At 56.8% G+C, this 24,111-nt stretch carries 21 protein-coding genes; all 21 read right to left on the bottom strand.

Annotated elements, in window-relative coordinates; translation table 11 throughout:
- Positions 1-2: 2 nt before the first annotated feature.
- The 21 genes from rnhB to asnB all read right to left on the bottom strand — a co-directional run bounded on the left by rnhB (position 3) and on the right by asnB (position 24,108).
- Complete coding sequence (gene rnhB / locus MKFW12EY_RS06715; RefSeq protein ID WP_054758334.1) at positions 3-593, bottom strand: ribonuclease HII; 591 nt, start codon at positions 591-593, stop codon at positions 3-5.
- Positions 568-1,338 (bottom strand): acyl-ACP--UDP-N-acetylglucosamine O-acyltransferase, encoded by a 771-nt coding sequence (gene lpxA, locus MKFW12EY_RS06710; RefSeq protein WP_064022305.1) that lies wholly within the window; start codon positions 1,336-1,338, stop codon positions 568-570. Before lpxA ends, rnhB begins: the two co-directional genes overlap by 26 nt.
- Positions 1,339-1,782 carry a 3-hydroxyacyl-ACP dehydratase FabZ gene (fabZ, locus tag MKFW12EY_RS06705; protein ID WP_064022306.1) on the bottom strand — a complete coding sequence of 148 codons (444 nt, stop codon included), beginning with the start codon at positions 1,780-1,782 and terminating at the stop codon, positions 1,339-1,341.
- Between the two features lie 108 nt (positions 1,783-1,890).
- Complete coding sequence (locus MKFW12EY_RS06700) at positions 1,891-2,391, bottom strand: OmpH/Skp family outer membrane protein (RefSeq protein ID WP_082409587.1); 501 nt, start codon at positions 2,389-2,391, stop codon at positions 1,891-1,893.
- An 83-nt stretch (positions 2,392-2,474) separates the two neighbouring features.
- Positions 2,475-4,808 (bottom strand): outer membrane protein assembly factor BamA, encoded by a 2,334-nt coding sequence (gene bamA, locus MKFW12EY_RS06695; RefSeq protein ID WP_414855491.1) that lies wholly within the window; start codon positions 4,806-4,808, stop codon positions 2,475-2,477.
- Positions 4,809-5,009: 201 nt separating this feature from the next.
- Entirely contained in the window at positions 5,010-6,299 is a 1,290-nt protein-coding gene (locus tag MKFW12EY_RS06690; protein ID WP_245006452.1) for an NAD(P)/FAD-dependent oxidoreductase, read from the bottom strand.
- An 11-nt stretch (positions 6,300-6,310) separates the two neighbouring features.
- Positions 6,311-6,601, bottom strand: coding sequence for a c-type cytochrome (locus MKFW12EY_RS06685; RefSeq protein ID WP_054758331.1), 291 nt, complete (start codon positions 6,599-6,601; stop codon positions 6,311-6,313).
- A 4-nt stretch (positions 6,602-6,605) separates the two neighbouring features.
- Complete coding sequence (gene rlmB / locus MKFW12EY_RS06680; RefSeq protein WP_054758330.1) at positions 6,606-7,349, bottom strand: 23S rRNA (guanosine(2251)-2'-O)-methyltransferase RlmB; 744 nt, start codon at positions 7,347-7,349, stop codon at positions 6,606-6,608.
- A complete protein-coding gene (gene rnr, locus MKFW12EY_RS06675) occupies positions 7,346-9,664 on the bottom strand; it encodes a ribonuclease R (protein ID WP_221054225.1) in 2,319 nt (772 codons plus the stop codon). Before rnr ends, rlmB begins: the two co-directional genes overlap by 4 nt.
- Positions 9,665-9,726: 62 nt before the next feature.
- Positions 9,727-11,322, bottom strand: a complete 1,596-nt coding sequence (locus MKFW12EY_RS06670) for a hypothetical protein (RefSeq protein ID WP_221054224.1) — start codon at positions 11,320-11,322, stop codon at positions 9,727-9,729.
- Positions 11,323-11,414: 92 nt separating this feature from the next.
- Complete coding sequence (locus MKFW12EY_RS06665; protein WP_054758329.1) at positions 11,415-11,738, bottom strand: hypothetical protein; 324 nt, start codon at positions 11,736-11,738, stop codon at positions 11,415-11,417.
- A gap of 55 nt (positions 11,739-11,793) precedes the next feature.
- Positions 11,794-12,240, bottom strand: coding sequence for a DUF1134 domain-containing protein (locus MKFW12EY_RS06660; protein WP_054758328.1), 447 nt, complete (start codon positions 12,238-12,240; stop codon positions 11,794-11,796).
- Positions 12,241-12,334: 94 nt separating this feature from the next.
- Positions 12,335-15,313, bottom strand: a complete 2,979-nt coding sequence (locus MKFW12EY_RS06655; RefSeq protein ID WP_054758327.1) for a DUF748 domain-containing protein — start codon at positions 15,311-15,313, stop codon at positions 12,335-12,337.
- 13 nt (positions 15,314-15,326) lie between these two features.
- On the bottom strand, positions 15,327-17,087 hold the full coding sequence (locus MKFW12EY_RS06650; RefSeq protein ID WP_342394030.1) for a hypothetical protein: 1,761 nt from the start codon (positions 17,085-17,087) through the stop codon (positions 15,327-15,329).
- A 223-nt stretch (positions 17,088-17,310) separates the two neighbouring features.
- Positions 17,311-17,709 carry an RNA-binding S4 domain-containing protein gene (locus MKFW12EY_RS06645; RefSeq protein WP_054758326.1) on the bottom strand — a complete coding sequence of 133 codons (399 nt, stop codon included), beginning with the start codon at positions 17,707-17,709 and terminating at the stop codon, positions 17,311-17,313.
- Positions 17,702-18,061 carry a rhodanese-like domain-containing protein gene (locus tag MKFW12EY_RS06640; RefSeq protein WP_064022318.1) on the bottom strand — a complete coding sequence of 120 codons (360 nt, stop codon included), beginning with the start codon at positions 18,059-18,061 and terminating at the stop codon, positions 17,702-17,704. Before MKFW12EY_RS06640 ends, MKFW12EY_RS06645 begins: the two co-directional genes overlap by 8 nt.
- Before the next feature lie 16 nt (positions 18,062-18,077).
- Positions 18,078-19,034 carry a 4-hydroxy-3-methylbut-2-enyl diphosphate reductase gene (ispH, locus tag MKFW12EY_RS06635; protein WP_054758325.1) on the bottom strand — a complete coding sequence of 319 codons (957 nt, stop codon included), beginning with the start codon at positions 19,032-19,034 and terminating at the stop codon, positions 18,078-18,080.
- Positions 19,035-19,071: 37 nt separating this feature from the next.
- Positions 19,072-19,557: a ribonuclease E activity regulator RraA gene (rraA, locus tag MKFW12EY_RS06630; protein WP_054758324.1), complete on the bottom strand. Its 486-nt coding sequence runs from the start codon at positions 19,555-19,557 to the stop codon at positions 19,072-19,074.
- 15 nt (positions 19,558-19,572) lie between these two features.
- Complete coding sequence (trhP, locus tag MKFW12EY_RS06625; RefSeq protein WP_054758323.1) at positions 19,573-20,928, bottom strand: prephenate-dependent tRNA uridine(34) hydroxylase TrhP; 1,356 nt, start codon at positions 20,926-20,928, stop codon at positions 19,573-19,575.
- A gap of 85 nt (positions 20,929-21,013) precedes the next feature.
- A complete protein-coding gene (locus MKFW12EY_RS06620; protein WP_221054222.1) occupies positions 21,014-22,156 on the bottom strand; it encodes a glycosyltransferase family 4 protein in 1,143 nt (380 codons plus the stop codon).
- On the bottom strand, positions 22,153-24,108 hold the full coding sequence (gene asnB, locus MKFW12EY_RS06615) for an asparagine synthase (glutamine-hydrolyzing) (protein ID WP_221054221.1): 1,956 nt from the start codon (positions 24,106-24,108) through the stop codon (positions 22,153-22,155). The genes MKFW12EY_RS06620 and asnB overlap by 4 nt, the downstream gene beginning before the upstream one ends.
- Positions 24,109-24,111: the final 3 nt, after the last annotated feature.

The raw sequence follows: 24,111 nt of genomic DNA, 5'->3' as shown, positions 1-24,111 counted from the left end.
GCTTAGAGGAATTTTTTCACCGGGGCGTAAGAGCGACGATGCTGCGGCGTCAGGCCGTGTTCGGCTAATGCGCTCAGGTGAACCTTAGTCGGGTAGCCTTTGTGGCCGGCGAAATCGTAGCCTGGATACAGCCGATCCAGCACCGCCATTTCGCTGTCGCGCGCCACCTTGGCCAGGATCGACGCCGCCGAGATTTCGGCAACCAACGCGTCGCCGCCGACCACAGCTTCGCCGGGACACGCTATGCCGGGCAGGCGATTGCCGTCTACTTTGATGAAATCGGGCTTGATCGGCAATTGGGCAAATGCGCGCCGCATCGCCACAAAGGTGGCTTGCAGGATGTTGATGCGGTCGATTTCGCTGGCTTCCGCGCGAGCCACCGCCCAAGCCAAAGCATTGGCTTTGATCTCTTCGGCCAATACGGTACGGCGTTTTTCGCTGAGTTTTTTCGAATCCGTCAAGCCGGCGATCGGCTTGGCCGGATCGAGAATGACCGCCGCGGCGACGACCGGACCGACAATACAGCCGCGCCCTACTTCGTCGATGCCGGCGATCAGTATTGGGGAGTTATCGAAGGATGCCGCGAGTGACATTACGCAAGAAACTGACCATATTGGAAAGTTCGTTGCTTTCGCCGGCCATGCCTTCCATTTCTTCGATCGCGTCTTCCAGGCGCAAATTGCTCTTGTAGAGAATTTTATAGGCCTGACGGATTTGGCGGATTACTTCCGGGGACTTGCCGTTGCGTTCCATGCCGACCGAGTTGATACCGTGCGGCCGGGTCGGCCTGCCGCCGACCATCACATAAGGCGGAATGTCCTGGGTAATCGCGCTACCCATGGCCGAGAAACTGTACTCGCCGATCTGGGTAAACTGGTGCACCAAGGTAAAGCCGCCGAGAATGGCGTGGTCGCCCAAGTGCACGTGGCCGGCGATGGAGGCGCCGTTGGCCATGATCACATGGTCACCGATCACACAGTCGTGAGCGACATGGGTGTACGCCATGAACAAATTGTCGCTGCCGATCAAGGTCAAGCCCTGATCCTGCAGGGTGCCGCGATGCATGGTGCAGAACTCGCGGATCACGTTGCGGTCGCCGATTTCCAAGCGGGTGATTTCGTCGGCGTATTTTTTGTCCTGCGGATCTTCGCCAATGGAGGAGAACTGGTAAATCCTGTTGTCGCGGCCGATCGCGGTCGGCCCCTTGATCACGACGTGGGGACCGATTTCGGTACCGGCATCGATTTGCACGTCGGGGCCGATCACAGTAAACGGACCGACGCGAACGTCGTCGGCCAAATCGGCGTTCGGGTGGACTATGGCTCTAGAATCGATCATTTACGCCACCGACACCGCGCACATGATCTGCGCGCTGGCCGCCAGTTCGCCGTCGACCTCGGCCCGGCAGTCGAACGACCACAAATGGCGCTTGTGCTTCAGGTAAGTAACCTGCAAGCGCAATTGGTCTCCAGGCACCACTTGGCGTTTGAAGCGGGCATTGTCGATGCCGGCCAAATAATAGACGGCACCCTCGCCCAGCTTGTCGTCGCTTTGCGAAGTCAGCAACGCCGTAGCCTGTGCCAGCGCTTCCATAATCAATACGCCGGGCATGATAGGCTGGCTGGGAAAATGGCCCTGAAAAAACGGCTCGTTGAAGGTGACGTTTTTTAAAGCCGTCAAGCTGGCGCCGGGCTCGCAAGCGACCACTTTATCCACCAACAAGAATGGATAACGATGCGGCAATAATTTCTGAATCTGCAGAATATCGAGTGTTCCGGCCATAACGATTTTGAACGACGGAGGTGGACTTGGAAAGCCTGCCGAACGTCAAGCCTCCCGCGAAAACGGAGCGGCGGCTTTCCGAAAATAAACCGGTAAGCCGCGAAGAAGTTACTGCGACAATGTTTCCAGCTTTTGTTGGACGCGGCTGGTCACGTCGATTTGGTCGTTGGCGTAAATCACGCCGTCGGTCAGCAGCAAGTCGAAAGACTCTTCCTTAGCCAGGGCTCTGACCGCCTCGACGATGCGTTTTTGCAGATTGCCCAACTCTTCGTTGCGGCGCATGTTGAAGTCTTCGCTAAACTCTTGCTGCGCTCTGCCGAATTCGCGTTTTTTATCCAGTACGTCTTTTTCCAGTCTGCGGCGCTCGTCTTCGCTCATCACGGCACTGTCGCGGCTCAGTTTTTCCTCAAGGGTTTTAATTTCCTTTTGTTGACTCACCAAGGCTTTGTCCCGGGGTGAAAACTCGGTTTCCAAGCGGGTTTTTGCTTTCGCTGCCTGCGGGGCTTTCTCCAATACTTTAGCCACGTTAACAAAGCCGATTTTCAGCTCCGCGTGACTGATGCCGGCAAAAATCATCAGCATTAAAAACAAAGAAATTCTATTTTTCATGGTTAAAACCATCTCCGGTTAAAAAATTTTAATTTAAGACGAAACGCAGCGGCGATTATAGGGCAAAACCGGCTTGAACTGAACTAAAAACCGGAACCGAAGGTGAACTGGAAAGCCTGGATTCTATCGGTATCTTCGGTGCTCATCGGCTGGGCGACACTAACGGCCAAGGCCCCAAACGGCGACAGCCACTCGCCGCTCAATCCGACCGAATAACGGAAATATTTCTTCAGGTCGCCGGTATTCAATCCCGGCGCCAAGGTGCCGGCGTCGATAAACGAGCCGATCCGGACCGACTTGACGTCGCTCAAGAAAGGCACCGGGAAAAACAGCTCGGCCTTGCCGATCAATTTGGTGGAACCGCCGACCGGACGCCGGAAGGTATTGGTCGGATTCAAATCGTTGGTATCGATGATACCGAGCGTGTTTTGCATGAAACCGCGTACGTCGTTGGTACCGCCGGCGAAATAGTTTTCGAAGAACGGCAGACCGGAAGCGCCGCCGTAGCTATCGCCGTGCGCGACCTCGCCCAGTAAGCGAAAGGTAAAATCGTTGGACAGCGGAAAATAATGCTGGTGTTTGTAACCGATCTTGAAATACTCCAGATCGCTGCCCGGTACAGTGATCAAACCGGACACCCGTTGCTGGCCGCCGCTATGGGCGAAGGTGGCTCGGTCCAGCGTATCGTGAGTCCAACCCACAGATGTCGACAGAGTATTGAAGCTTTTTGACTTGGTTACCAACGGGTCGCCTTGATTGAAGCCCAAAAACTTCAAAATCGTATCCGACGACAACGTGGTGTTTTCGATTTCGGTACGCTTCAATTCGACGTCGAAACCGATCCGATCGAACTCGTTCAACGGAATGCCGAAATTGACCCCGGCATTGGTGATGTTGGTGTTGTAACTGGCCAGGTTGGCGGCGTAGGCGTTGCGCGAGGTGTAACCCAGGTTGTAGCCGAGCGCCACGCCATCCAAAGTGTAGTAAGGGTCGGTAAAGCCCAGATTGTAACGGGTCAAGATGCTGCTGTTGTTAAAGGCGAAATCGACGCGTTTGCCGGTACCGAAAATGTTGTCCTGCGACACGTTGGCATTGAAGATGATGCCTTGCACCTGCGAATAACCGATACCGGCCTGCAAGTTACCGGAAGCTTTTTCCTTGATCGTGTAATTGACGTCGATCTGGTCCGCGGCACCGACCACTGGCGGGGTTTCGACACCGACTTCTTCGAAGTAACCCAAACGGTCCAAACGGGTTTTGGTGCGTTCGATCTTGCTGCTGGCGGCCCAACTCGACTCCATCTGTCTGGCTTCGCGGCGAATGACCTCGTCGCGGGTCTTGGTATTGCCTTTGATATTGATGCGGCGGACGTAAACCCGCTTGCCCGGATCGACGAAAAACGTCATCGCCACGGTTTTGTTTTGTTCGTTGATCTCCGGCACCATGTTGACGTTGGCGAAGGTATAGCCTTCGTCGCCCAACCGGTCGGAAATTGCTTTAGAGGTTTCGGTCGCATTCTTGCGCGAGAAAATCTCGCCGGGACCGACCTTGACCAGTTTGATCAAATCCTCAGGCGGCACGATCAAATCGCCGGACAATTTGACCTTGTCCAGCATGTAGACGTCGCCTTCCTTGACGTTGATCGTGATGTAGATTTCTTTTTTGTCGGCCGTGATATCGACCTGGGTGGATTCGATCGAGAAATTGATATAGCCGCGATCCAGATAATACGAGCGCAGCTTTTCCAGATCGGCCGAGAGTTTCTGTTTCGAATATTGGTCGTCTTTCGAGTAGAAAGACAAGAAATTGGTGGTGCTTAACTCGAATTCCTTGCGCAACACGTCGTTGGAAAACGATTTGCTGCCGACAATGTTGATCTGCTTGATCTTGGCGACCCGGCCTTCGGAGATGTCGATGCGAATGCCGACCCGGTTGCGGGTCAGTTCGGTGACTTCGGTCTTGATTTTCAGCCCGTATTTGCCGTGGCTGAAATACTGGCGGCGCAGTTCCTGCTCGACCTTATCCAGTATTTGTTTGTTGTAAACCTTGCCCTCGGCCAAGCCGATCTTCTTCAAGGCTTCGGTCAGATCTTCTTTTTTGATGTCTTTATTGCCCTCGATCACCACTTTGGCGACGGAGGGCCGCTCGACTACGCTGACGATCAAAGTACCGCCGTCGCGTTCCAGCGCGATATCCTTGAAAAAACCGGTATTGAACAAGGCCCGGATCGCCTGGGCCTGTTTGTCTTCGGTAAAGGTTTCGCCGACATTGACCGGCAAATAGTTGTAGACGGTACCGGCCGAAATCCGTTGCAAACCCTTGACCTTGATGTCTTCGACTACGAAACTGCTCGCCTGGACAGCTTTGCCGGTCAGCATGCTCAACAACAGGATTTGCAAAAGCGGGTTTTTCTTCACGCAGTCAACCAGGATCGATAAATGCCCCGATTGTAACATGCTGTTTTGCTATTCCCGCGCCTTCCAGGGTAAATACTGGCTAATTTTGGCCGAAAAATTGCTTTCTTATTTGGTTTCAAATGCAAAGCCAAACATTAGAAACCAAACCGCAAAAAATCGCTTATAAGACATTGAATTACAAAAACTTTCACCGAAAAATACTCAAACAAAACTGTCCGCGACCAAATTGCGGTAAACGATTTGCGCATACTCGGCTTCCGCTCGCTCCGCTTCGGAGTCTTTGGCCACACTGACCCCACCCGCCCCTGCGACCGGACTGATGGTACCGCCGCTATCGGCCTTGTAGACTCCGGCCACCGAAATGCCGTGTTCCGGCGCAACCAGGCTGTAACAGGTATTCAGCCAATGCGCTTCGGGCAGCGGTTGCTCCCGCAACAAAGACACCACCGCCATCGCGCAGACTTTGGCTGCGGAATTGGCGGCAAAGGCCGATTTCGGAATCGGCGCATAGTTGGCGGCGTCGCCGATTATATGCACAAAGTCGTCGAACCTCGATTGCGCGGTAGCCGGCCTGACCGGACACCAACCGCCGGCGTCGGCCAGCCCGCTTTGCCGCACAATCGAACCGGCCGTTTGCGGCGGAATGATGTTCAACACATCGCCGGAAAAACGGTCGCCGAACTCGCTGACCAGCGTCTTCGAATCGGCATGCAATTCCAGCAGCGGATTGTCGGCCAGACTGTGCCATTCGATCAGACTCTGCGGCGTGCCATAGCCGTAATGTTTGGCCCAGCCGGCTTCGAACAGCGCTTGCTTGGAAAAACTGCGCTTGGCATCGAGGATCAGAATCTTGGCGCGCGGTTTATGTTGCTTCAGCCAATAGGCCATCATGCTGGCTCGCTCGTAAGGCCCCGGCGGACAGCGGTACGGGTCGGCCGGGACTGCGATCAGCACCACGCCGCCGTCGGGCATCGCCTGCAATTGTCGCAACAGCATTAATGTCTGCGGTCCGGCCCGCCAGGCGTGCGGGAAATGTTCGGCAGCCGCCGCATCGTAACCCGCAATCGTATCCCAGCGAAAATCGATACCGGGCGCCAGAATCAGGCGATCGTAAGACCGTACCTCGCCACTTTGCAGATGCACCCGCTTCCCGGATAAATCCAATGCCTTAGCGGAATCGGCCACGACGGCCACGCCGTAACGGCTTTGCAACGAACGATAATCCACGGTCAGGCGCTCGATATCGCCCAGTCCGGCAAACAACCAGTTGCTGGCCGGACAGGTGATGTAGCCGGCTTGGGGTACGATCAGAGAGACATGGAGGGCGTCATCCAGAATTTTCAGATATTTGGCCGCGGTGGCACCGGCGAAACCGCCGCCGACCACCACCACCCGCGGCTTGGAAGAATCCGACAACGGCCAGCGGCTGCAGGCTGCCAGCAGACCGGCACCGAATCCAGCACAATTTTTCAGAAATCTGCGCCGCGACAATCCGCTTGCCATTAATGCCGGGCCAGATAGACGGCCACGGCGGCCAACTCGGCGTCGCTATACGCCTTGGCCAGCCGCGGCATCAACGTCGCGGCGCGCCTGTCGTATTTGAAGGCCAATAAGGCCTGCTCCAATTCGGCTGCGCTGAGACGGCCGATATCGGGCAAACGGCTCGCCGCGGCCTGGCCGCTAGCGTGGCAATTCAGACAGTTCATGGCTATGGCCTGGGCGGACAAATCGGCATGCGCCGCCCGTAACGGAATAAGCGCCAGAACGTAAACGGTGCCGCGCAGCCGCCGCATAGCGCTAGCCCGAATGTTTTTGCCGAAAAATCTCGTACAGCAACACCCCTGCCGCGACCGAAACGTTCAGGCTTTCCACCTGGCCGAGCATCGGAATTTTGACCAGAAAGTCGCAGTGTTGCCGGGTCAGATGGCGCATACCGCTGCCTTCCGCCCCCATCACCAAAGCCAGCGGCATATCCAGTTTCATGTCGTAAATGGTTTGCCCGGCTTCGCCGGCCGCGCCCATGATCCAGATGTTTTGTTCCTTCAGCCAACGCAAAGTCCGCGCCAGATTGGTGACTTGGTACACCGGCACCGTTTCCGCTGCGCCGCTGGCCACCTTGCACACCGTGGGCGTGATGCCGGCCGCATTGTCCTTGGTGACGACGACGCCGTGAGCGCCGACTGCATCGGCCGTGCGCAGGCAAGCGCCGAGATTATGCGGATCCTGGACTTGATCCAAAATCAGATAGAAGGCCGGCTCGGTTAGCGCCTCGACATCGCTCTTCAAGCGGTCCTCGTTGCGCATCGCCGGCAATTCGACGGCGATAACAATACCTTGATGGTTCTTGCCGTCGGCCAACTTGTCCAACTTCTTGCGCTCGGTTTTCTCCGGACTGACGCCAAGCGCGGCGAGTTCGTCGAGCAAGGGTTTCAGGCGGGCGTCCTGCCGCTGGCCATCGACCCAGGCGCGGCGGATTTTTTGCGGCGAGTATTCCAATGCGGCTTGCGCCGCGTGGATGCCGAACAGATGCGTCAGATTCATGAGCGGCGGCGTTTTCTGGATTTGGCTTTAGCGTTGGATTTTGCCGGCTCGGCTTTGGACTTCTTGGCCTTCTTCTTGCCGCTTTCCTTGGCGGGTGTGGCTTTAGTTTTGGCTTTTTTACCGGCCTGTACCAACTCGAAGTCGATTTTCTTATCGTCCAGACTGACGCGGATCACGCGGATGCGCACGCTGTCGCCCAAACGGTAGCGGATACCGCTGCGTTCGCCGTAAAGCTGGTGTTTGCCGGGGTCGAAATTGAAATAGTCGTCCTGCAGCGAGGCGATATGCACCAAGCCTTCGACATAGATGGCCTGCAATTCGACGAAGAAGCCGAAGCCGGTTACCGCGGAAATCACCCCGGCAAACTCCTCGCCGATCTTGTCCATCATGTATTCGCATTTCAGCCAACTGACCACGTCGCGGGTGGCGTCGTCGGCCCGGCGTTCGTTGGCCGAACAGTGTTCGCCCAGTACCACCATATCGTCATGGCTGTAATGAAAGGTGTCCGGTTTATGGCCGGCCAGACAATGCCGAATCGCCCGGTGCACCAACAGATCGGGATAACGCCGGATCGGCGAGGTGAAATGGGCGTAGGCATCCAGCGCCAAGCCGAAATGGCCTTTGGTTTCCGGACTATAGACCGCCTGCGACATCGAACGCAGCAGTAAGGTCTGAATCAGGTGGGCGTCCGGGCGTTGCTGCACCGATTCCAGCAGATGCATATAGTCCAACGGCGTCGGCTCGGCCTTGCCGCCCAGATGCAGGCCCAATTCGTTCAGAAAGGTTTTCAGCGCCAGCAATTTTTCCGCGCTCGGACCATCGTGAATCCGCAACAGCCTGGGCATTTTCTTGCGGTTCAGGAAACGGGCCGCCGCGGTGTTGGCGGTGATCATGAATTCTTCGATCAATTTATGGGCATCGTTGCGCACCAACGGCACGATCTCGGCAATCTTGCGCTCGGGACCGAACACGATTTTGGTTTCCTGAGTATCGAAATCCATCGCCCCGCGCAGTTCGCGCTGCTGGCGCATGACTTTGTACAGATCGTATAACGTCTGCAGATGCGGCATCAGTTCCTGATGCTTTTTAATCAGCTTTTGATCGCCTTCGACCAACATTTTGGCCACAGCACTGTAGGTCAAACGGGCGTGGGAGCGCATCACCGCTTCGAAAAAACGCGAGCGCAACACTAGGCCTTCGCTGCTGATCAACAGCTCGCAGACCATACACAAGCGATCCACGGCCGGGTTCAACGAACACAAGCCGTTGGACAGGATCTCCGGCAGCATCGGAATCACTTTTTCCGGGAAATACACCGAAGTACTGCGGCTCTTCGCTTCGTCGTCCAACGCGGTGCCGACTTTGACGTAATGCGACACGTCGGCAATCGCCACCAGCAACTTCCAACCTTTCGGCGTTTTTTGGGCGTAAACCGCGTCGTCGAAGTCGCGGGCGTCTTCGCCGTCTATCGTCACCAACGGCAATTGGCGAATGTCTTCCCGACCCTGCTTGGCTTCTTCCGGCACTTCCGGCTTCAAGGCCTTGATTTCCGCTAACAGGGCTTCCGGCCACTGGTTCGGCAAGTCGTAGGAACGAATCGCCATTTCGATTTCCATGCCCGGCGCCATGTGCAGACCCAACACTTCGGCGATACGGCCAATCGGTTGGCAATGCGCACTGGGTTGCTGCAGGATTTCGGCGACGACGATCTGGCCGTTCTTGGCGCTGCCGACGTCCTCCTTGGCGATCAACACTTCGTGGTTGATCTTCTTGTTGTCCGGCACCACGTAAGCGACGCGGCCCTCGCTGAAAAAACGGCCGACGATTTGATGCGTATTGCGTTCGGTGATTTCGATCACCGCGGCCTCGCGCCGGCCGCGGCGGTCGACGCCGCTGACGCGGGCGATCACCCGGTCGTTCGGCATCAACGGCTTCATTTCCCGCGGCGACAAGAACAAGTCTTCGCTGCCGTCGTCCGGCTTCAAGAAGCCGAAGCCGTCCGGATGACCGAGGATTCGGCCGGCAATCGTGTTGTTTCCGGAACCGATACAATATTTTTGCCGGCTGTTAAAGCTCAATTGGCCGTCGCGTTCCATTGCGCGCAGCCTGCGGCGCAAGGCCTCCTGGGCATCGGCCGATTCCAGGCCGAATTGCTGGGCGATTTGTTGGCGTCTTAACGGTTTGCCGGCCTGCTGGATCAGCTCCAGAATCAGTTCGCGGCTGGGTATCGGGTTCTCGTATTTTTCCGCTTCGCGCTCGGCGTGCGGATCGACGAAAGTCGAAAAATCAGCGGGTTGATCGCTATTGGTGGTCATTGAATCCGTCGCTTGGCAGCCACGCCCCCGCAATACGGTGTATCGGGCGCTTGTGGCATGGGTTAGATAAAGTCATAGCCTTTCTTCTTGGGTTGTTGCGGTATGGTGGATTCGTCCAGAATCCGCCGGCACTCGAATTGCCAATAGCCCAGGCCGATGTTACGCCGGCCGTTCAGGATGATCGGAAAATTCTCGTTGCCCATGTACATTCTAAGCAGGTCGCCGTCCTTCAAACGAAAAGAATCCATAATGATATAACTCTTCTCGCCTTCGTGGTCTTTCGCGCCGTAAATCAAGGCTTTCTTGCGTTCGTCGCCGGGCGATGCGTCCAGCGCCTGGTAAGTCACCGCATAGGCCTGGGCGGCGATAACCATCAATTCGAAGATCAGCTTGCTGTCCTGTTTGGGCACCAGTATCTTGCAAACCACGCCCAAAGCACGCTGCTGGGGCAAGGCATCGATCTTTCTAAAGCTGACCAAACTACCGATAGACAGCACGCCTTCCTGGTCGAAGTTGCACGACAGCGCGCGTTCCGAATCGGTCTCGGCACGTTTTTCCAAGCCGGAACCGGAGCCGTTACGCGAGGCATCGAGCAAGTCGAAAGTAGGCTCCAGGCCAATCGCCACGTAGCGGTCGAGCCGGTCGCTGAAATACACCGAGCCTTGCGGTTCCTGGCCCTGCCAACGCTGCAACAGATAATCGAACAACTCCGCCGGCAGGCGTTGCTGCTGGCTCTTCTCCATCTCCAGCGAACTGAAACGGGCTTCGTCCTTGCTGGAAAACTTGTCCGGATGCTTGAATACCTTGGCCAACTTGCTCAGATTCAGGTACAGCATCGCCGAATCCGAGCGGCGGTCACTCTGCCCGCTGTTGGCCAGAAAGGCCGGCGGCAAATCCTCGTCCATCAGAATCGAGCACTGCACGGCTTGACCGGCGACCGGCTTGGTTTCGATCTCCAGCAAATCGGCGATTTTTTCGATGAACTCGTAAACCAGCTGGAATTCCTTTTGCATCAAACCGGACGGATACGCCAGGCTCAGCAATAGGATTTGTTTGTAACTATCCTCGATCGACGACTGCTTGCTGAAAATTCCGCCCTGATCGGCCACCTTGACGTCGGCCTTACCCAACTTCACTGCCAGCTTGTACAACGAATGCAAGTCGATCCAGATCCAATCCGGGATCGGATAACTCATCATGTAATGGGTGACGACGATACGGCTCAAGCCCTTGATCGTGCGCTGGATGGCCAACACAGTGGGTTTGGCCTGCAACCAGCTCACTTCGCGGCGGGTCAATTCGCGGGCCACGCTCCAGTAACCGATCGTGAATTGGCGCTCGATGCTGCAGGCCAAGCCGAAAATTTTCTTCTCGTTCTCGCCTTTCGGGAAGCCGGACCGGGTCAGGCGCGAACGCAGATAGTCGTCGATCAGAAAAAAACTGTCGCGGAGCATCTCCAGGGCGTGCAGGCGTTTTGCCGCCGGCATTTCCACTGTAACCAGTTCGCCCAGCAATTCATAGAATAAGCGCGCCGCCAAGCCCGGGTTGGCGGCGGGAAGCTCGGCAATCCATTGTTTCAGCGCGTCGTCGCCGAACGAAGCCAGCAGTTGCGGATCGCTTTTTTGCTCGGGAATGACTAGAAAGAACGAGTTTTTCACAAACAGCCCAAAATATGTACGCGCTCGGCGCGCTCTCGGTACCGGTGCAGCCACGGCAAACCGGCAACGTTAACAACTATAGACTCCATTTTTTAGAAAAGCGCCTCGTCGTCAACCACCGGGTTCTGCAATGCGTTCATATCGTTTCTTAGCTGCTTTCTGGCCAACAATTTGGATTGCACCCGTTCCGGTAACTCGGTAAAGATCAATACTTGCTTGGCCACCAGCAAGTCGACCAAATCGTCTATCACCCGCACCATCTCGCTGTCGGTGTCGGACAACGCTTGGCGGGCATCCTGCTCGAACCGGAGTTTGGCGTATGCCAGCCACTCCGGATCGTCGGCCGCCAGCCATTCGCCGCCGCCCGCGCTTACGCCGGAAATGGTCCCGTCGGCACCGCGTCGGACGAAAGGCATGCTTAACCGGCCTCAGCAGTTAATAAGGCGCCAACACAATCGCCGCCGGACGGCATCAGCGCGGCGAGATTGTCAGTGCCCCCAAGGTCACGCCGATATCGATCCCGCGCCCCTTGCCCGACAATGCCAGCGAGATTTCGCCGCGGGTCAGCACTTGGGCATCCACCGACTTGGTGGCACCGGCATGGCCTTCCAAAGCGACATAATTGCCGTAAATTTCGTTTAAATTCTTCACTTCGGAAAACATGCCGGTGCCTTCGATTTCCGATTTGCCGATGGTAAAACCGATACTTTTCGAGGCCAAAGCCACCTGCGCGCGCTGGCCGTTACTGCAACTGATATTGCCGATACCGTCGTATTGCTTGTAGACAAAAGACCAGCCGCTGAGTCTATACGTCATCGTGCAGGATGCTAACGATTGCGCCGCTACCGGAGCCGGAGCAAACACGCCCGCCGCGCAAACGGCCAACACCGGTATCGTTCGAAAAAGCTTGGTTTTCATGGCTACTCCATTGGTCAATAACGCTTAACAAAGGCCGCCGCATGCCTGCCTCGGCGGTAAAAAATAGGCCTATCTTACACCGCCGGGCCGACTTTTACGGCGCGGCGTTCAATGTCAACATCGCGCTGATGCCGTCGGCGGCTTCGTCCTGGCTCAACTCGGTGGCCAGAATGTAAACTCGGTCCCGGCTGATGCCGCCCGACTCGGTCACGTATTGGGCGATGTGGTTGGCCCTGGCGACGGCCAAATCGTTGAGCTTAAGCGGGTCGGGCTGAAAAATCCCTTCCAGCCGCTCGCGCGCCAAGGTGTAGAAATCGGCGTCGGGATTGCTCTTGATGCGCGGCTTGCCAAGCAGGCTGCGCTCGAAATCCTGCGGAAACACTTCGGCGAAAAATTTTGCCAGCAAGCGTTTGTAATCGTCGTCGGATAGCTGAATGTATTCGTGGCGAATCTTCTGGCCCTGGTCGCGCAGTTCGCCGGATTTCATTTTTTTCAATACGTCCTGCAACGCCGAGAACCGCATGGCCGGCCAATCCTGGTTTTGATAGGCAATGCCCTTGATTTCCAACGTCAGTTCCGGCTTGCTGAGTAGAGCCTTGCTCAATTCGCCCAATTTGTCCGCCTGATCCTTGGCCAATTCGGCGCTACCCGGGGTAAATTGCACGCTGCTGAAGTCCTTGTCGTCGCTCAACAACGAGGCGATGGCCTTGAACGGCGACATTGCCACCTTCTTAACCAGATTGACCAACACGTCGCGCACCAGCGCTCCGACGCTGAATTGCGGATCTTCCAGGCTGCCGGTAATCGGAAAATCCAGATTGATTTTGCCGTCGGCATCTTTCAGCAAGGCAATCGCCAGATGCAAGGGCAAGGACACCGCATTCGGATTCTCGACCTTGTCGCCCAAGGTCAATTGGTCGATGAACAGTTTGTTCTGCACCTCGAGCTGGCCGCGCTTGATCTTGTAATGCAGATCCAGCGCCATCTGGCCCTTCTCGATCCGGTAGCCGGCGAATTCCGCCATATACGGCGTAATCAACGGCAACGGCATATGGGTAAAATTCAGAGCGATATCGGAATCGCCGCTCTGGAACTGGTATTTGCCCTTGATACCGACCAAGGCCATGTCGTAAACCTTGCCTTTCAAGGCCATCGTCGCCGCGGCATCCTGATCCGAAGAAAAGCCGCGGACTTCGCCGTTCAAGCCGTTCATCTCGGCGACGAAAGGCAAGATCAACGAATAGTCGGCAAAATCGGACTTGCCGTTGCGCATTTCGATCTTGCCGATGCTTAAACTCGGCTCATCCGCCTTGGCTTTCGCCGGGGCCGGCTTGGCGGCCGTTTTAACGGGCTTGGCAGTTTTTACCGGTTCCACTTTTGGTTCGACCAGAATCTCGTCGATATTGGTAGTACCGTCCTTTTTGATGTTAAAGCGCACATAAGGGCGTTCCAACAACACTTTCGCCAGCTTAAAGTCCTGCGCGGCCAAATCGATGGCAATGCCGTCCAGCGCCAAATTCGACCACTTCAGAAAATCCTTGTTTTTCAGTTGGTCTCGGGTCAATAAATTGTCGATGTCGGCATCGCCGTTAAACGTGAGCTGAAACGGCTCGGCCACGGCCAGATGCAGTTTGCCGGTAAGGTTGACATCGCCGTCGACCAGTTCCAGTTTTAAAAACGGATCCAGATAGGGCTGGAAAGGTTTTAACTGCAGATTTTTGATTTGCACGTCCCAATCGGCCGCAAACGGTTGCAACAGCATGTCGCCGTTCAACGCCAGACTGCCGGTTTGGTTCAATCGGGTACTGAATTGCAACGGCACCTTGCCGGCCAGATCGGAACTGAAATTTTGCAGTTTGCAATTCAACTCGCTGAGTTTGAATTCGGCGGGTTTGGCTTGGCTAAAATCGGTGAAATGGATTTGGTAATCGTGCAATGCCAGTTCGCCCAAGCGAACCGACCAGGGCTTGCCAGACTCGGCGGCAGCCGGAGCGCCGGCGCCAGTTTGCGCCGAACCTGCCGTAGCAGCGGCGGCGTCTTCGCCGAACAAGGCTTGGTAATTGACGCTACCGTCGGCCTGCAACCAAGCCTGTATCGCCGCATTGCGGCTGGTCAGAGCAGCCACGTTCACCGTCTGCCCCTCGACATCGACGCCGATGCCGTCGACGGCCAGCTCCGGCAGGTCGATTAGTGGTTTGCCGCTGTTTTTTTCGACGACGGCCAATTGCTGCAAAGCCAGCGCGCCGTTATTCAATAGCACGGCCACTCCGGAATCGGCCGACGTTAAATCGTAATCGATTCGCAGACCGGCCCGGCCGGCCGCTATCCGTATCGGCAGTTGCTGCAAAAACAACTGCCAAACTTTATCCAAGCCGATGGCGTCGAGCTGCAGGTGGCCTTTGGAAGCCAAAGGTTGCAGACTAAAATCCCCGCTCCATTCGATGCTGCCGCCGGACTCGATGCCCAGCGTCAACTTGCCGTTGCCGGCCTGTTCGGCCTGAGTACTGATGTCCTGCAGCATTAAATTGATCGGCACCAGAGTTTCGGCCAAGGCTTGGCCGGTCGAGACATCCAGCCAGGCGAGCTTGCCGTCGGAAATTGCCGCGTGACGAATCAACAGTTTGACCGGATCGGTATCGGCCTCCGGCGCCGCCGGGACAGCCTCTGCTTCGGTCTGTTCCGGCTGCAGGTCGGCAAAATTAAAACGGCCGTCGGCGCGGCGGGCGATATTGAGTTGCAGCTTGGACAGCTCGATGCTGTCGACGACTACACCGCCCAGTTTGATCGACTCCCACGCCGCCAGATCGATCCGTAACGCTTCGAACCCGGCCAGCAGTTGGCCGTCGCCGGCCGGTAACGAGAATTCCCGCAACTCCAGCACCCAACTGAACGGATTCAGCCGAATCTGTTGCAACTGCGGCGTCTGCCCGGTTTGTTGCTTGACGATTTGCGGAAGTTTGCTCAGCGCAATTTTCGGCAGCAGATAAAAACCGGCTAGCGCATACGCCGCCGCGCCAGCGGATACTGCCGCGACGGCAATCAAGGTTTTTTTCCGGTTTAGCGTAATCGGCATCGCTTATTTCAGGTCAATGTAGCCGGTTGATGAATTCGGCGTCTATCCGGCAGCCGCCCAGATCCGGATAATCCGCCAGATTTTGTTCGAAATCGCGAAACGACGGGTGTTGAAACGCCAAGCGGCCGATCTTGCCCTGCACCAGCTCGAATTCCAGCGCTCCACCCTTTTCGCGCGGGCTACCCGGTTTGGTTGCGAACAGCATGATGCCGATATTCGCCATTGGCTGACCTTGTTCCTGCGCCGGCCGGGCACAACTGAAACTGTCGACGTTCAGCGCTGCGAACACATTGGCCAACTGCGCGGCGGTGACCACGACGCCGTCGTCGGCAATATTCGGCACCTGCAACAAGGCCTCCAAGCCGAAGTTGCTTAAATGGTTCTGCAGCAATACCGAACCGTTGCCGGACTTTTCGGTATTCAGCAACGGATACAGTTGCCGGGCGGCTTCGTCCTTATTCGGATTTTGCAAAGCCGACAAAAATTGGCGTGCCGCCGACTGGATCGGACTGATCACGCCTTCCTTCTTCTGCCGGGAACTGGTCAAATTATCCCAGTCCTGCCCGGTGTTAACCGGCAAGCGCATGCTTTTCATAGCCGCATAGTCCTCGGCCGCCAGACAGGCGGAAAAATCCTTGGTGCGGTATTGCTCCAGCAGTTTCGGCCGAATTTCGTCGGTCATCGCCTTCTGTGCGGAGATATTAAAATTTTTCCAGTCGGGCGATTTGGCTAGAAAGTAATACAACACGGCATTGCGGTCGAATTTGTTGAAACCCAAATCCTTCATCACCAATTTCAGCCGTCGGCATTGGCTCTCCACTTCTTCGTAATTACGCCAGTCCATTTGCAAATTGGGCTTGGCGGCAGGATCGACCTGGTTGACCAATTGCAGCAGGCTGACTTCGCCGTTGGCGGTCTGGATCGGCGCCCGCCATAATTCGTCCAAAGACAGATCGTGGGCATCCGGCGTGGTTTCTCCGGCGGTTTTTAACAACAGCGACGTGGCGACTTCCGGGTAAATCCGCAGTTCGCCCAGCAATTTGGCCTCCGAACTCCAAGCCTTCAACCCGCCTTCGACCACTTCGTACACAGCCAATCGGCTCTGGTTGAAATTGCCGCTATCGCCGGCTAACACCACGCTAGCCGGCAGGGAATGGCTCTCGGAACTGTATTTTCCGCTCGCCGCCGGGGTTTTCGCCACGACCTGCGGGCTGGTTTCCACCCAATTGCCGGCCAGTTTACCCATCACCGCCATACCGGCGCCGACACCGGTCAACGCGAACAAGCCGCTGGCGGCATTGACATCCTCGACCAACTGGGAAAGATTGGCTTCGTGGCTGTTGCTGGTGAGAAAGTTGTAATCGATCAGCGTATCCTTGCTGGTATCCAGCCTCAACCACGGCGTCAGGTTGGCTTTTTTGGTCTCCAACTTGAAATTGCACTTGCCGGTGGTGGCCTGATAGAGGAAACCGCTGACTTCCCGTTTCAACTTCAAGGTTTCGTTGTGGACGCTGAATACCAAAGCCGCCGACAGGTCGCCGTTCTCGTAGTGCCCGCCCATCTCGTTGCAACCGCCTTTCAATGCGCTGTCGCCCTTGAATTCGAAATCGGAAACCAACTGCACGTAGTAATCGTCGCCGCCGACCGCACTGTGGCCGCGCAAGGGTTTGATCGCTACCGTTTCGGTTTTGGGGTAGTCCACCGCGATCTGCCGGGTCGTGGCGCAACCGGCGAGCAAACTGCCGGCAATAAGCGTAACGGGTAGAGTTGACAAGCGGCTGATCGGCATTAATGGTCCTAAAGAAGTGTGGCGACGTTCGACGGCCGGGCGGCACCGGCGTTTTCAAGCTAACGGCTGGCGCTTAGGCCTTACTTAACGGAATCTAAGCCGCAAGTTTAGGCAATACTTTCGCGCTTAATTCACTACATTCAGCCGGGAATAATAAATTGAAGTCGGCGATGTGGCTATCGTTTTATCCGACCGCGGCGACGTCCGCTTACAACGAGTCCTGCTTGAAACGGTGGATTTGCCGGCGCTGCTTTTTATTGGGTTTATGCTCGCGTTCGGAAGGGTGCTGCTGCGCCTGTTGCTGTTTGCGCAATTCGATTTGCTGCCGGCGTTTTTCCGCACTGGTTGTGTCTTCGTGATAAAGCTCGGCCGCTTCCTGGGCGGGACGCCGCTGCTTGTTCAGATCGGTGACCCGTACTTCCCAGGTATACTGGTCCTTGGTCACCGTGACGAGGTCGCCAATTTTGACGTCCTTACCCGGCTTGCAACGCTGGCCGTTGACATGGACTTTGCCGCCGTTGACGGCATCGGCCGCCAGACCGCGCGTTTTGAAGAACCGCGCGGCCCACAGCCATTTGTCGATGCGGATTTGGCCTAGCTCATTCAACCTTGAGCCCGCTCTCCGCCCAAGCCTTAAAGCCCCCGGCCATGCTGACCGCGCCGGAATATCCCAACTGGTTCAGGACCTGGGTTGCCAACGCCGAGCGGCCACCGCCCTGGCAGTACACGACAATGCCCGCATCCTGTTTGCCTTGAAAGGCCGGATGGCCGCCGATTTGAAATTCCAATACGCCGCGCGGAATGTTGACCGCCCCCGGCAAGTGGCCGGCAGCGAATTCGGCCGGCTCGCGCACGTCCAGCAGCAAGGAGCCGGACAGCCTGGCTTGGGCCGCCGCGACGTCGATTTCGGTAATCTGCTGCTTGGCGGCAGCAACCAGTTCCTGAGCTGTGATTGGCATAAATTTCTCCTAAAAATCAGGCTTCCATGGCTTTTTTCAATTCCTTAGGAATCGAAAACACCACTTTTTCCTCGATACCTTTGTTTTCGCGCACGGTGGTATTTTCGCCACCCCACTCCTTCAATTGGTTGATCACTTCCTGCACCAGCACTTCCGGTGCCGAGGCGCCGGCGGTAACGCCGACCACATCGATACCATCCAACCATTCCTGTTTCAAGTCCTTGTAAGTATCGATCAGGTGGGCCGGTTTGCCCAGTTGCTCGGCGATTTCCCGCAAACGGTTGGAATTGGAACTGTTCGGCGAACCGACCACCAGGATCAAATCGGAGATTCTGGCCAGATCGTGCACCGCGTCTTGCCGGTTTTGCGTGGCATAGCAAATGTCGTCTTTTTTCTGTTCCTTGATCGACGGAAATTGTTCGCGCAATGCGTCGACCATGACTTTGGTGTCGGTCATCGACAACGTGGTTTGCGTGACGTAGGCCAGATTATCTGGATTGTTGACCTTCAGGTTTTTGACGTCCTCCGGCGTTTCCACCAGATAAATGTCGCCGTGTTCGGTGCATTTATCGTACTGGCCCATGGTACCTTCCACTTCCGGATGGCCGGCGTGGCCGATCAGAATCACTTCCCGGTCTTGTTTAGCGTGTTTGGCGACCTGCATGTGTACCTTGGTCACCAACGGACAGGTGGCATCGAATACCGTCAACTGACGTTCCTCGGCTTCTTTCTGTACCGCTTTGGACACACCGTGCGCGCTGAAAATCAGATACGACCCGACCGGCACGTCGCTGAGTTCTTCGATAAAAACGGCACCCTTTTCTTTCAAGCCATCGACGACAGTGCGGTTGTGCACCACTTCGTGGCGCACGTAAATCGGCGCTCCGAAAGTGTCTATCGCTTGATCGACGATTTCGATGGCCCGGTCGACGCCGGCACAGAATCCACGGGGGTTAGCGAGTACTATTTGCATATTCTTGACTTTTTTACTGGGTTAAGACGAAGCAATTCTAATCCAATTTCGCATCCGCGACGATAATTCCGTCGCCATCGGCATATAAATAATGGTCTTTTTTGAAATTGACGCCGGCAAAGGTGATCATCACGTCGCGGTCGCCGTGGCCGTGCTTGTTGCTGCGCAACGGATTGGTGTTCAGCGCCATCACGCCGATCGGCAGTTGCCGGATCAGTTCGGAGCCGCGAATGCTGCCGTAGACCACGATACCCTGCCAGCCATTCTCCAACGCCAAGCCGGCCAGAGTATCGCCGATCAGCGCGCAACGCTTGGAACCGCCGCCATCGACCACCAGCACTCGGCCGTCGACTTTTTCCGCCAAAGTGGCGCGGACCAGCGAATTATCCTCGAACACTTTTAACGTCGTGATTTGGCCGCAGAACCGGCGCGAGCCGCCGAAGTGGCGCAGCACGGGTTCCGCGACCTGAAAACTGTCGCTTTGGCCAAAACGGTCGCATAAATCCGCCGTATCGAAGCTCATACTCGCCTCCGCGAATCAGTAATAACGCGCCAACAAACCGAAATCGCAATCCGCGGTCGGTAGCGGAATCTTCACTTCGTAGCCGCCGCCGGCCGCTTCCTGCATCGGCTGGCCGTACTTATCGACCATGCGTTCCACGACGATATCCCGGTTGCCGCCAGGCAGAATCAGTTCCAATTTGTCGCCCAGCGCAAACTTGTTTTTGACGCTGACGTCGGCCATGCCGGTCGCGGTATCGAAGCCGGTAATCTCGCCGCAGAACTGTTGCTGGTGGCTTTTGGAATATCCGGACAGGTAGTTTTGGTGTTCGTGGGTATGGTGGCGCTGGTAAAAACCGTCGGTGTAACCGCGGTTAGCCAGATTATCCAGTATGCCCAGCAATTCCGGCTGGAACGGCCGCCCGGCCAGCGCATCGTCGATGGCCTGGCGGTAAGTCTGGGCGGTACGCGCCACGTAGAAATGCGATTTGGTGCGGCCCTCGATCTTTAAACTATCGACGCCGATTTCCACCAGCCGCTGCACGTGCTCGATGGCACGCAAGTCTTTCGAGTTCATGATGTAAGTGCCGTTTTCGTCTTCCATCACCGGCAATAGCTCGCCCGGCCGGCCTTCTTCTTCCAGGAAATAAATATTGTCGGCCAAAGGATGGCGCTCGGCGCCGCCGCAACTGGCGGTGTTTAGCCCTTGGTTCAAATCGTTCATGGAAATAACCGCGCTATCGGCCAACAAATAATCGCCTTCGGCATTTTCCACCGCCGGTTTGGTGTCGTATTTCCAGCGGCAGGAATTGGTACAAGTGCCTTGGTTAGGATCGCGATGATTGAAGTAGCCGGACAACAGGCAACGGCCGGAATAGGCGATACACAATGCGCCGTGGACGAACACTTCCAGTTCCATATCGGGGCATTGTTGGCGAATCTCGGCGATCTCGTCCAGCGACAGCTCGCGCGACAGAATCACCCTTTCCACGCCCATGCTTTTCCAGAACCGGACGCTGGCATAGTTGACGGTGTTAGCCTGTACCGACAAATGAATCGGCATCTCCGGCCATTGCTCACGGGTCATCATGATCAAACCGGGGTCCGCCATGATCAGCGCGTCGGGCTGCATCGCGATGATCGGCGCCATGTCCTTCAAAAAGGTTTTGATCTTGGCGTTATGCGGAATCACGTTGGCGGCCAGAAAAAACTTCTTGCCCAACCGGTGCGCCTCGGCAATGCCTTTGGCCAGATTTTCGGATAGGAAATCGTTGTTGCGCACTCTGAGACTATAGCGCGGCTGCCCGGCATAGACCGCATCGGCGCCGAAGGCAAAAGCGTAACGCATGTTGCGTAAGGTACCGGCCGGGGAAAGGAGTTCGATGTGTTTCATGTCAACTACAAAAAAGGAAATAGCGGCCATTCTAGCAAAATTTCGGGCAAAATCAGGCCACTACATGAGGCCCAATCGCACGAAGCTATCCAACGGCGCCGCTGGCGGCCAGCAATTCACGGTAAATCGCCAGATGAGCGTCGACGATGGCGGCGACGGCATAGCGCCGTTCGGCCAGTTGCCGCCCCTGCCGCCCCATCTCCCGCCGCAACTCGCCGTCCTCCAACAAACGCCGGATCGCATCCGCCAGGCCAGCGGCGTCTCGTACCGGGACCAACAGCCCGCTGGCATTGGCTTCTATCGCATCGCGGCAGCCCGGCACATCGGTGGTGACCACCGCCCGCCCGCAGGCGGCAGCTTCTTCCAACACTCTGGGCAAGCCTTCGCGGTAGGACGGCAACACCACGATATTGGCAGCGGCCAACAGTTGCGGCATATTCGTTTGAAAACCGAGGAATTCGATATTCGAATCGGCGCGCAGCGCCTCGACCTCCTGCCGGCTCAGGCTGGATGGATTGCCGTCGTCCCGGTCGCCGACCAGTACAAAGCGCGCGTCTACGCCCTGCTGCCGCAACAAGCGGGCGGCCTCGACATATTCCCTGACGCCTTTATCGTAAAGCAAGCGTGCCGCCATTAAGACCTGCAGCCTGCCGGCAGGCTCCGGTGCGACGGCGAAGCGCTGCAAATCGACTCCGGAGCCGCGCACCAAAACAGTTTGTTCCGGAGAAACGACACCGAGTTCGAGCATCAGATCGCGGTCGGTCGGATTCTGAAAGATCACGCGAATATTGCGATGCCCCAGCGCCAAACGGTAAAGCCGGGACACCAAGGCTCTGACTATCCGGGTTTTAAGCCGGGTATCGGTAAACAGGTAGCCCATGCCGAATACCGCCGCAACCACGGCCTTGACTCCCGCCAAGCGCGCGGCGATACCGCCGTACAAAATCGGCTTGACCGTCATCAGGTAAACCAGGTCGGGTTGCACCCGCTTGAATAAGGCATACATCGCCCGCAGCGCCGCCAATTCGGCTAACGGATTTTGCCCGCTCCGAGTTAATAGCAATTCGTGGTAGATAAAACCGAGCTTGCCGATTTCCGCCGTGCGCGCTCCGGGCGGCGTCGCGACATGGACCTCGTAGCCCTGTCTCAGCGCACCGCTGGTTTCCGGCAGTCGGTGCAGCAGAAAAAAATCCAGGTCGTTGCAGACCACCAATAATTTGTAACTCATTGCTGATCTAACCAGGCGTTGAACATCAAAACATCCCACAATAAAAATCGCCAGTTTCGTCGGCCGGACAGATGTTCGGCCCATTTGCGCCTGATCGGCTCCGGATCGAAATAACCGTCGCGGCTCAGCCGGGAACGGTCGAGCAAAGCTTCGGCCCAGTCGCGCAACGGCCCGCGCAGCCACTGCTCGAGCGGCACGGCAAAGCCCATTTTCGGCCGTTCGATCAACTCGCGCGGCACATGCCGGTACAACACCCGGCGTAACAGCCATTTGGCTTCGCCGTCCCGCACTTTCATCTGCCGCGGCAATTTCCAGGCAAACTCGAACAAGCGGTGGTCGAGCAGCGGCACCCGGGTTTCCAGGCCGACGTTCATCGCTGCCCGGTCGACCTTGACTAAAATGTCATCCGGCAGATAACTGCAGCTATCGAACAACATCATTTGTTCGAACAACTCCGGCAAATCCGGCCATTGTTGCAGCAAACCCGTTCCCGGGTCGTTGCCGAGCACCACCTGGTCCGGTTGCCAATGGCTGATCAAGTTCAAATACAACTCGGCCGGATTGGCGCTATGCAACAGCCCGGCCCCTTTATGGATCTTATCCCCCGGAAAACCGCTACGCATGCCGGCCGGCAACAACGGCTGGGCAACGCCGCATAAAGCATCCCAACCGTTGACCGGCACGCTGCGTAACATGCCGGCCAGCGCTTTGCGTAACGGCAAAGGCACCGCTGCCAGCTTGGCCCACAGCCGCTGCGCCATCCGATAGCGGTCGTAGCCGCCGAACAATTCGTCGCCGCCGTCGCCGGACAACGCCACGGTAACCTGCTGCCGCGCCATGCGCGAAACCAAGCAAGTCGGCAATTGCGAGGAATCGGCAAACGGTTCGTCATAAATCGCCGGCAATTCCGGAATGACGGCCAATGCGTCATGGGAGGTAACGTAAAGCTCGCTGTGCTCTGTACCCAAATGCCGGGCCACCGCCTGCGCATAGCGGGCCTCGTCGAACGCATCCTCGCCAAAGCCGATGGTAAAAGTCTTGACCGGCGGCGCTCCGCCAGCCCGCGCCTCGGCCTGCATCAATGCGACAATCGCCGAAGAATCGACGCCGCCCGACAAAAATGCGCCCAACGGCACATCCGCCATCATTTGGCCGCGCAACGTGGCGCGTAACTTTTGTTCCAGCGCGTCGGCCACCTCGTCCGCGGAACTAAGCTGCAGCGGCTCGGCCAAGCCATTTTTGGCTACGGCCGCGGCGGACCAAAACCGCTCGGGTTCCGGAAAATTGCCTGCGGCAATGTGTTGGCGGTTGAACGTTACAAGACTACCTGGAATTAGCTTGTCGATTCCGGCATAAATGCAGTACGGGCCGGGAACATAATTGTGGCGCATATACAACGCCAAGGCTTGTCGATTGACTTCGCCGACAAAGCCCGGGATTACGCGCAAAGCCTTCAGTTCGGAAGCAAAGGCCAAACCGCCGGCGACGCGGCCGTAATACAACGGCTTTTCGCCCAAGCGATCCCGCGCCAGCGATAACTCGCGCTTTTCCTGATCCCACAGCGCCAGCGCGAACATGCCTACCGCCGACTCCAGCGCTTTGCGCAAGCCCCAGGCGGCGATGGCGGCCAATAAGGTCTCGGTGTCGGAATGTCCGCGCCAAACCGGTGCTTGCCCGGCCCGCTCGAGTTGCTCACGCAACGCCGGATGGTTGTAGATCTCGCCGTTGAACACGATGACGTAGCGTCGACACGACGACTGCATCGGTTGATGCCCGGCCGGCGACAGATCGACGATGGACAACCGGCGATGCACCAAGCCGATGCCAGCCTCCGCACTCCGGAAAATTCCGCTGTCGTCGGGGCCGCGGCTGCGAATCGCATCGCCCATCGCTTGCAGAACCGCATCGGGGGCGGACAGGCCGATGCCGAAAAAACCAGCTATGCCGCACATGCC

The organism is Methylomonas koyamae (assembly GCF_019669905.1).
GTDB classification, from domain to species: Bacteria; Pseudomonadota; Gammaproteobacteria; order Methylococcales; family Methylomonadaceae; genus Methylomonas; species Methylomonas koyamae.
The sequence above is the reverse complement of the archived record's forward strand: the minus strand, read 5'-3'. Positions and strand labels throughout refer to the sequence as shown.

Bases quoted from the DNA above. Each gene is read 5' to 3' on its own strand.
- rnhB (WP_054758334.1), bottom strand. From the start codon at position 593: ATGTCACTCGCGGCATCCTTCGATAACTCCCCAATACTGATCGCCGGC.
- lpxA (WP_064022305.1), bottom strand. From the start codon at position 1,338: ATGATCGATTCTAGAGCCATAGTCCACCCGAACGCCGATTTGGCCGAC.
- fabZ (WP_064022306.1), bottom strand. From the start codon at position 1,782: ATGGCCGGAACACTCGATATTCTGCAGATTCAGAAATTATTGCCGCAT.
- MKFW12EY_RS06700 (WP_082409587.1), bottom strand. From the start codon at position 2,391: ATGAAAAATAGAATTTCTTTGTTTTTAATGCTGATGATTTTTGCCGGC.
- MKFW12EY_RS06685 (WP_054758331.1), bottom strand. From the start codon at position 6,601: ATGCGGCGGCTGCGCGGCACCGTTTACGTTCTGGCGCTTATTCCGTTA.
- rlmB (WP_054758330.1), bottom strand. From the start codon at position 7,349: ATGAATCTGACGCATCTGTTCGGCATCCACGCGGCGCAAGCCGCATTG.
- rnr (WP_221054225.1), bottom strand. From the start codon at position 9,664: ATGACCACCAATAGCGATCAACCCGCTGATTTTTCGACTTTCGTCGAT.
- MKFW12EY_RS06665 (WP_054758329.1), bottom strand. From the start codon at position 11,738: ATGCCTTTCGTCCGACGCGGTGCCGACGGGACCATTTCCGGCGTAAGC.
- MKFW12EY_RS06660 (WP_054758328.1), bottom strand. From the start codon at position 12,240: ATGAAAACCAAGCTTTTTCGAACGATACCGGTGTTGGCCGTTTGCGCG.
- MKFW12EY_RS06655 (WP_054758327.1), bottom strand. From the start codon at position 15,313: ATGCCGATTACGCTAAACCGGAAAAAAACCTTGATTGCCGTCGCGGCA.
- MKFW12EY_RS06640 (WP_064022318.1), bottom strand. From the start codon at position 18,061: ATGCCAATCACAGCTCAGGAACTGGTTGCTGCCGCCAAGCAGCAGATT.
- ispH (WP_054758325.1), bottom strand. From the start codon at position 19,034: ATGCAAATAGTACTCGCTAACCCCCGTGGATTCTGTGCCGGCGTCGAC.
- rraA (WP_054758324.1), bottom strand. From the start codon at position 19,557: ATGAGCTTCGATACGGCGGATTTATGCGACCGTTTTGGCCAAAGCGAC.
- trhP (WP_054758323.1), bottom strand. From the start codon at position 20,928: ATGAAACACATCGAACTCCTTTCCCCGGCCGGTACCTTACGCAACATG.
- MKFW12EY_RS06620 (WP_221054222.1), bottom strand. From the start codon at position 22,156: ATGAGTTACAAATTATTGGTGGTCTGCAACGACCTGGATTTTTTTCTG.
- asnB (WP_221054221.1), bottom strand. From the start codon at position 24,108: ATGTGCGGCATAGCTGGTTTTTTCGGCATCGGCCTGTCCGCCCCCGAT.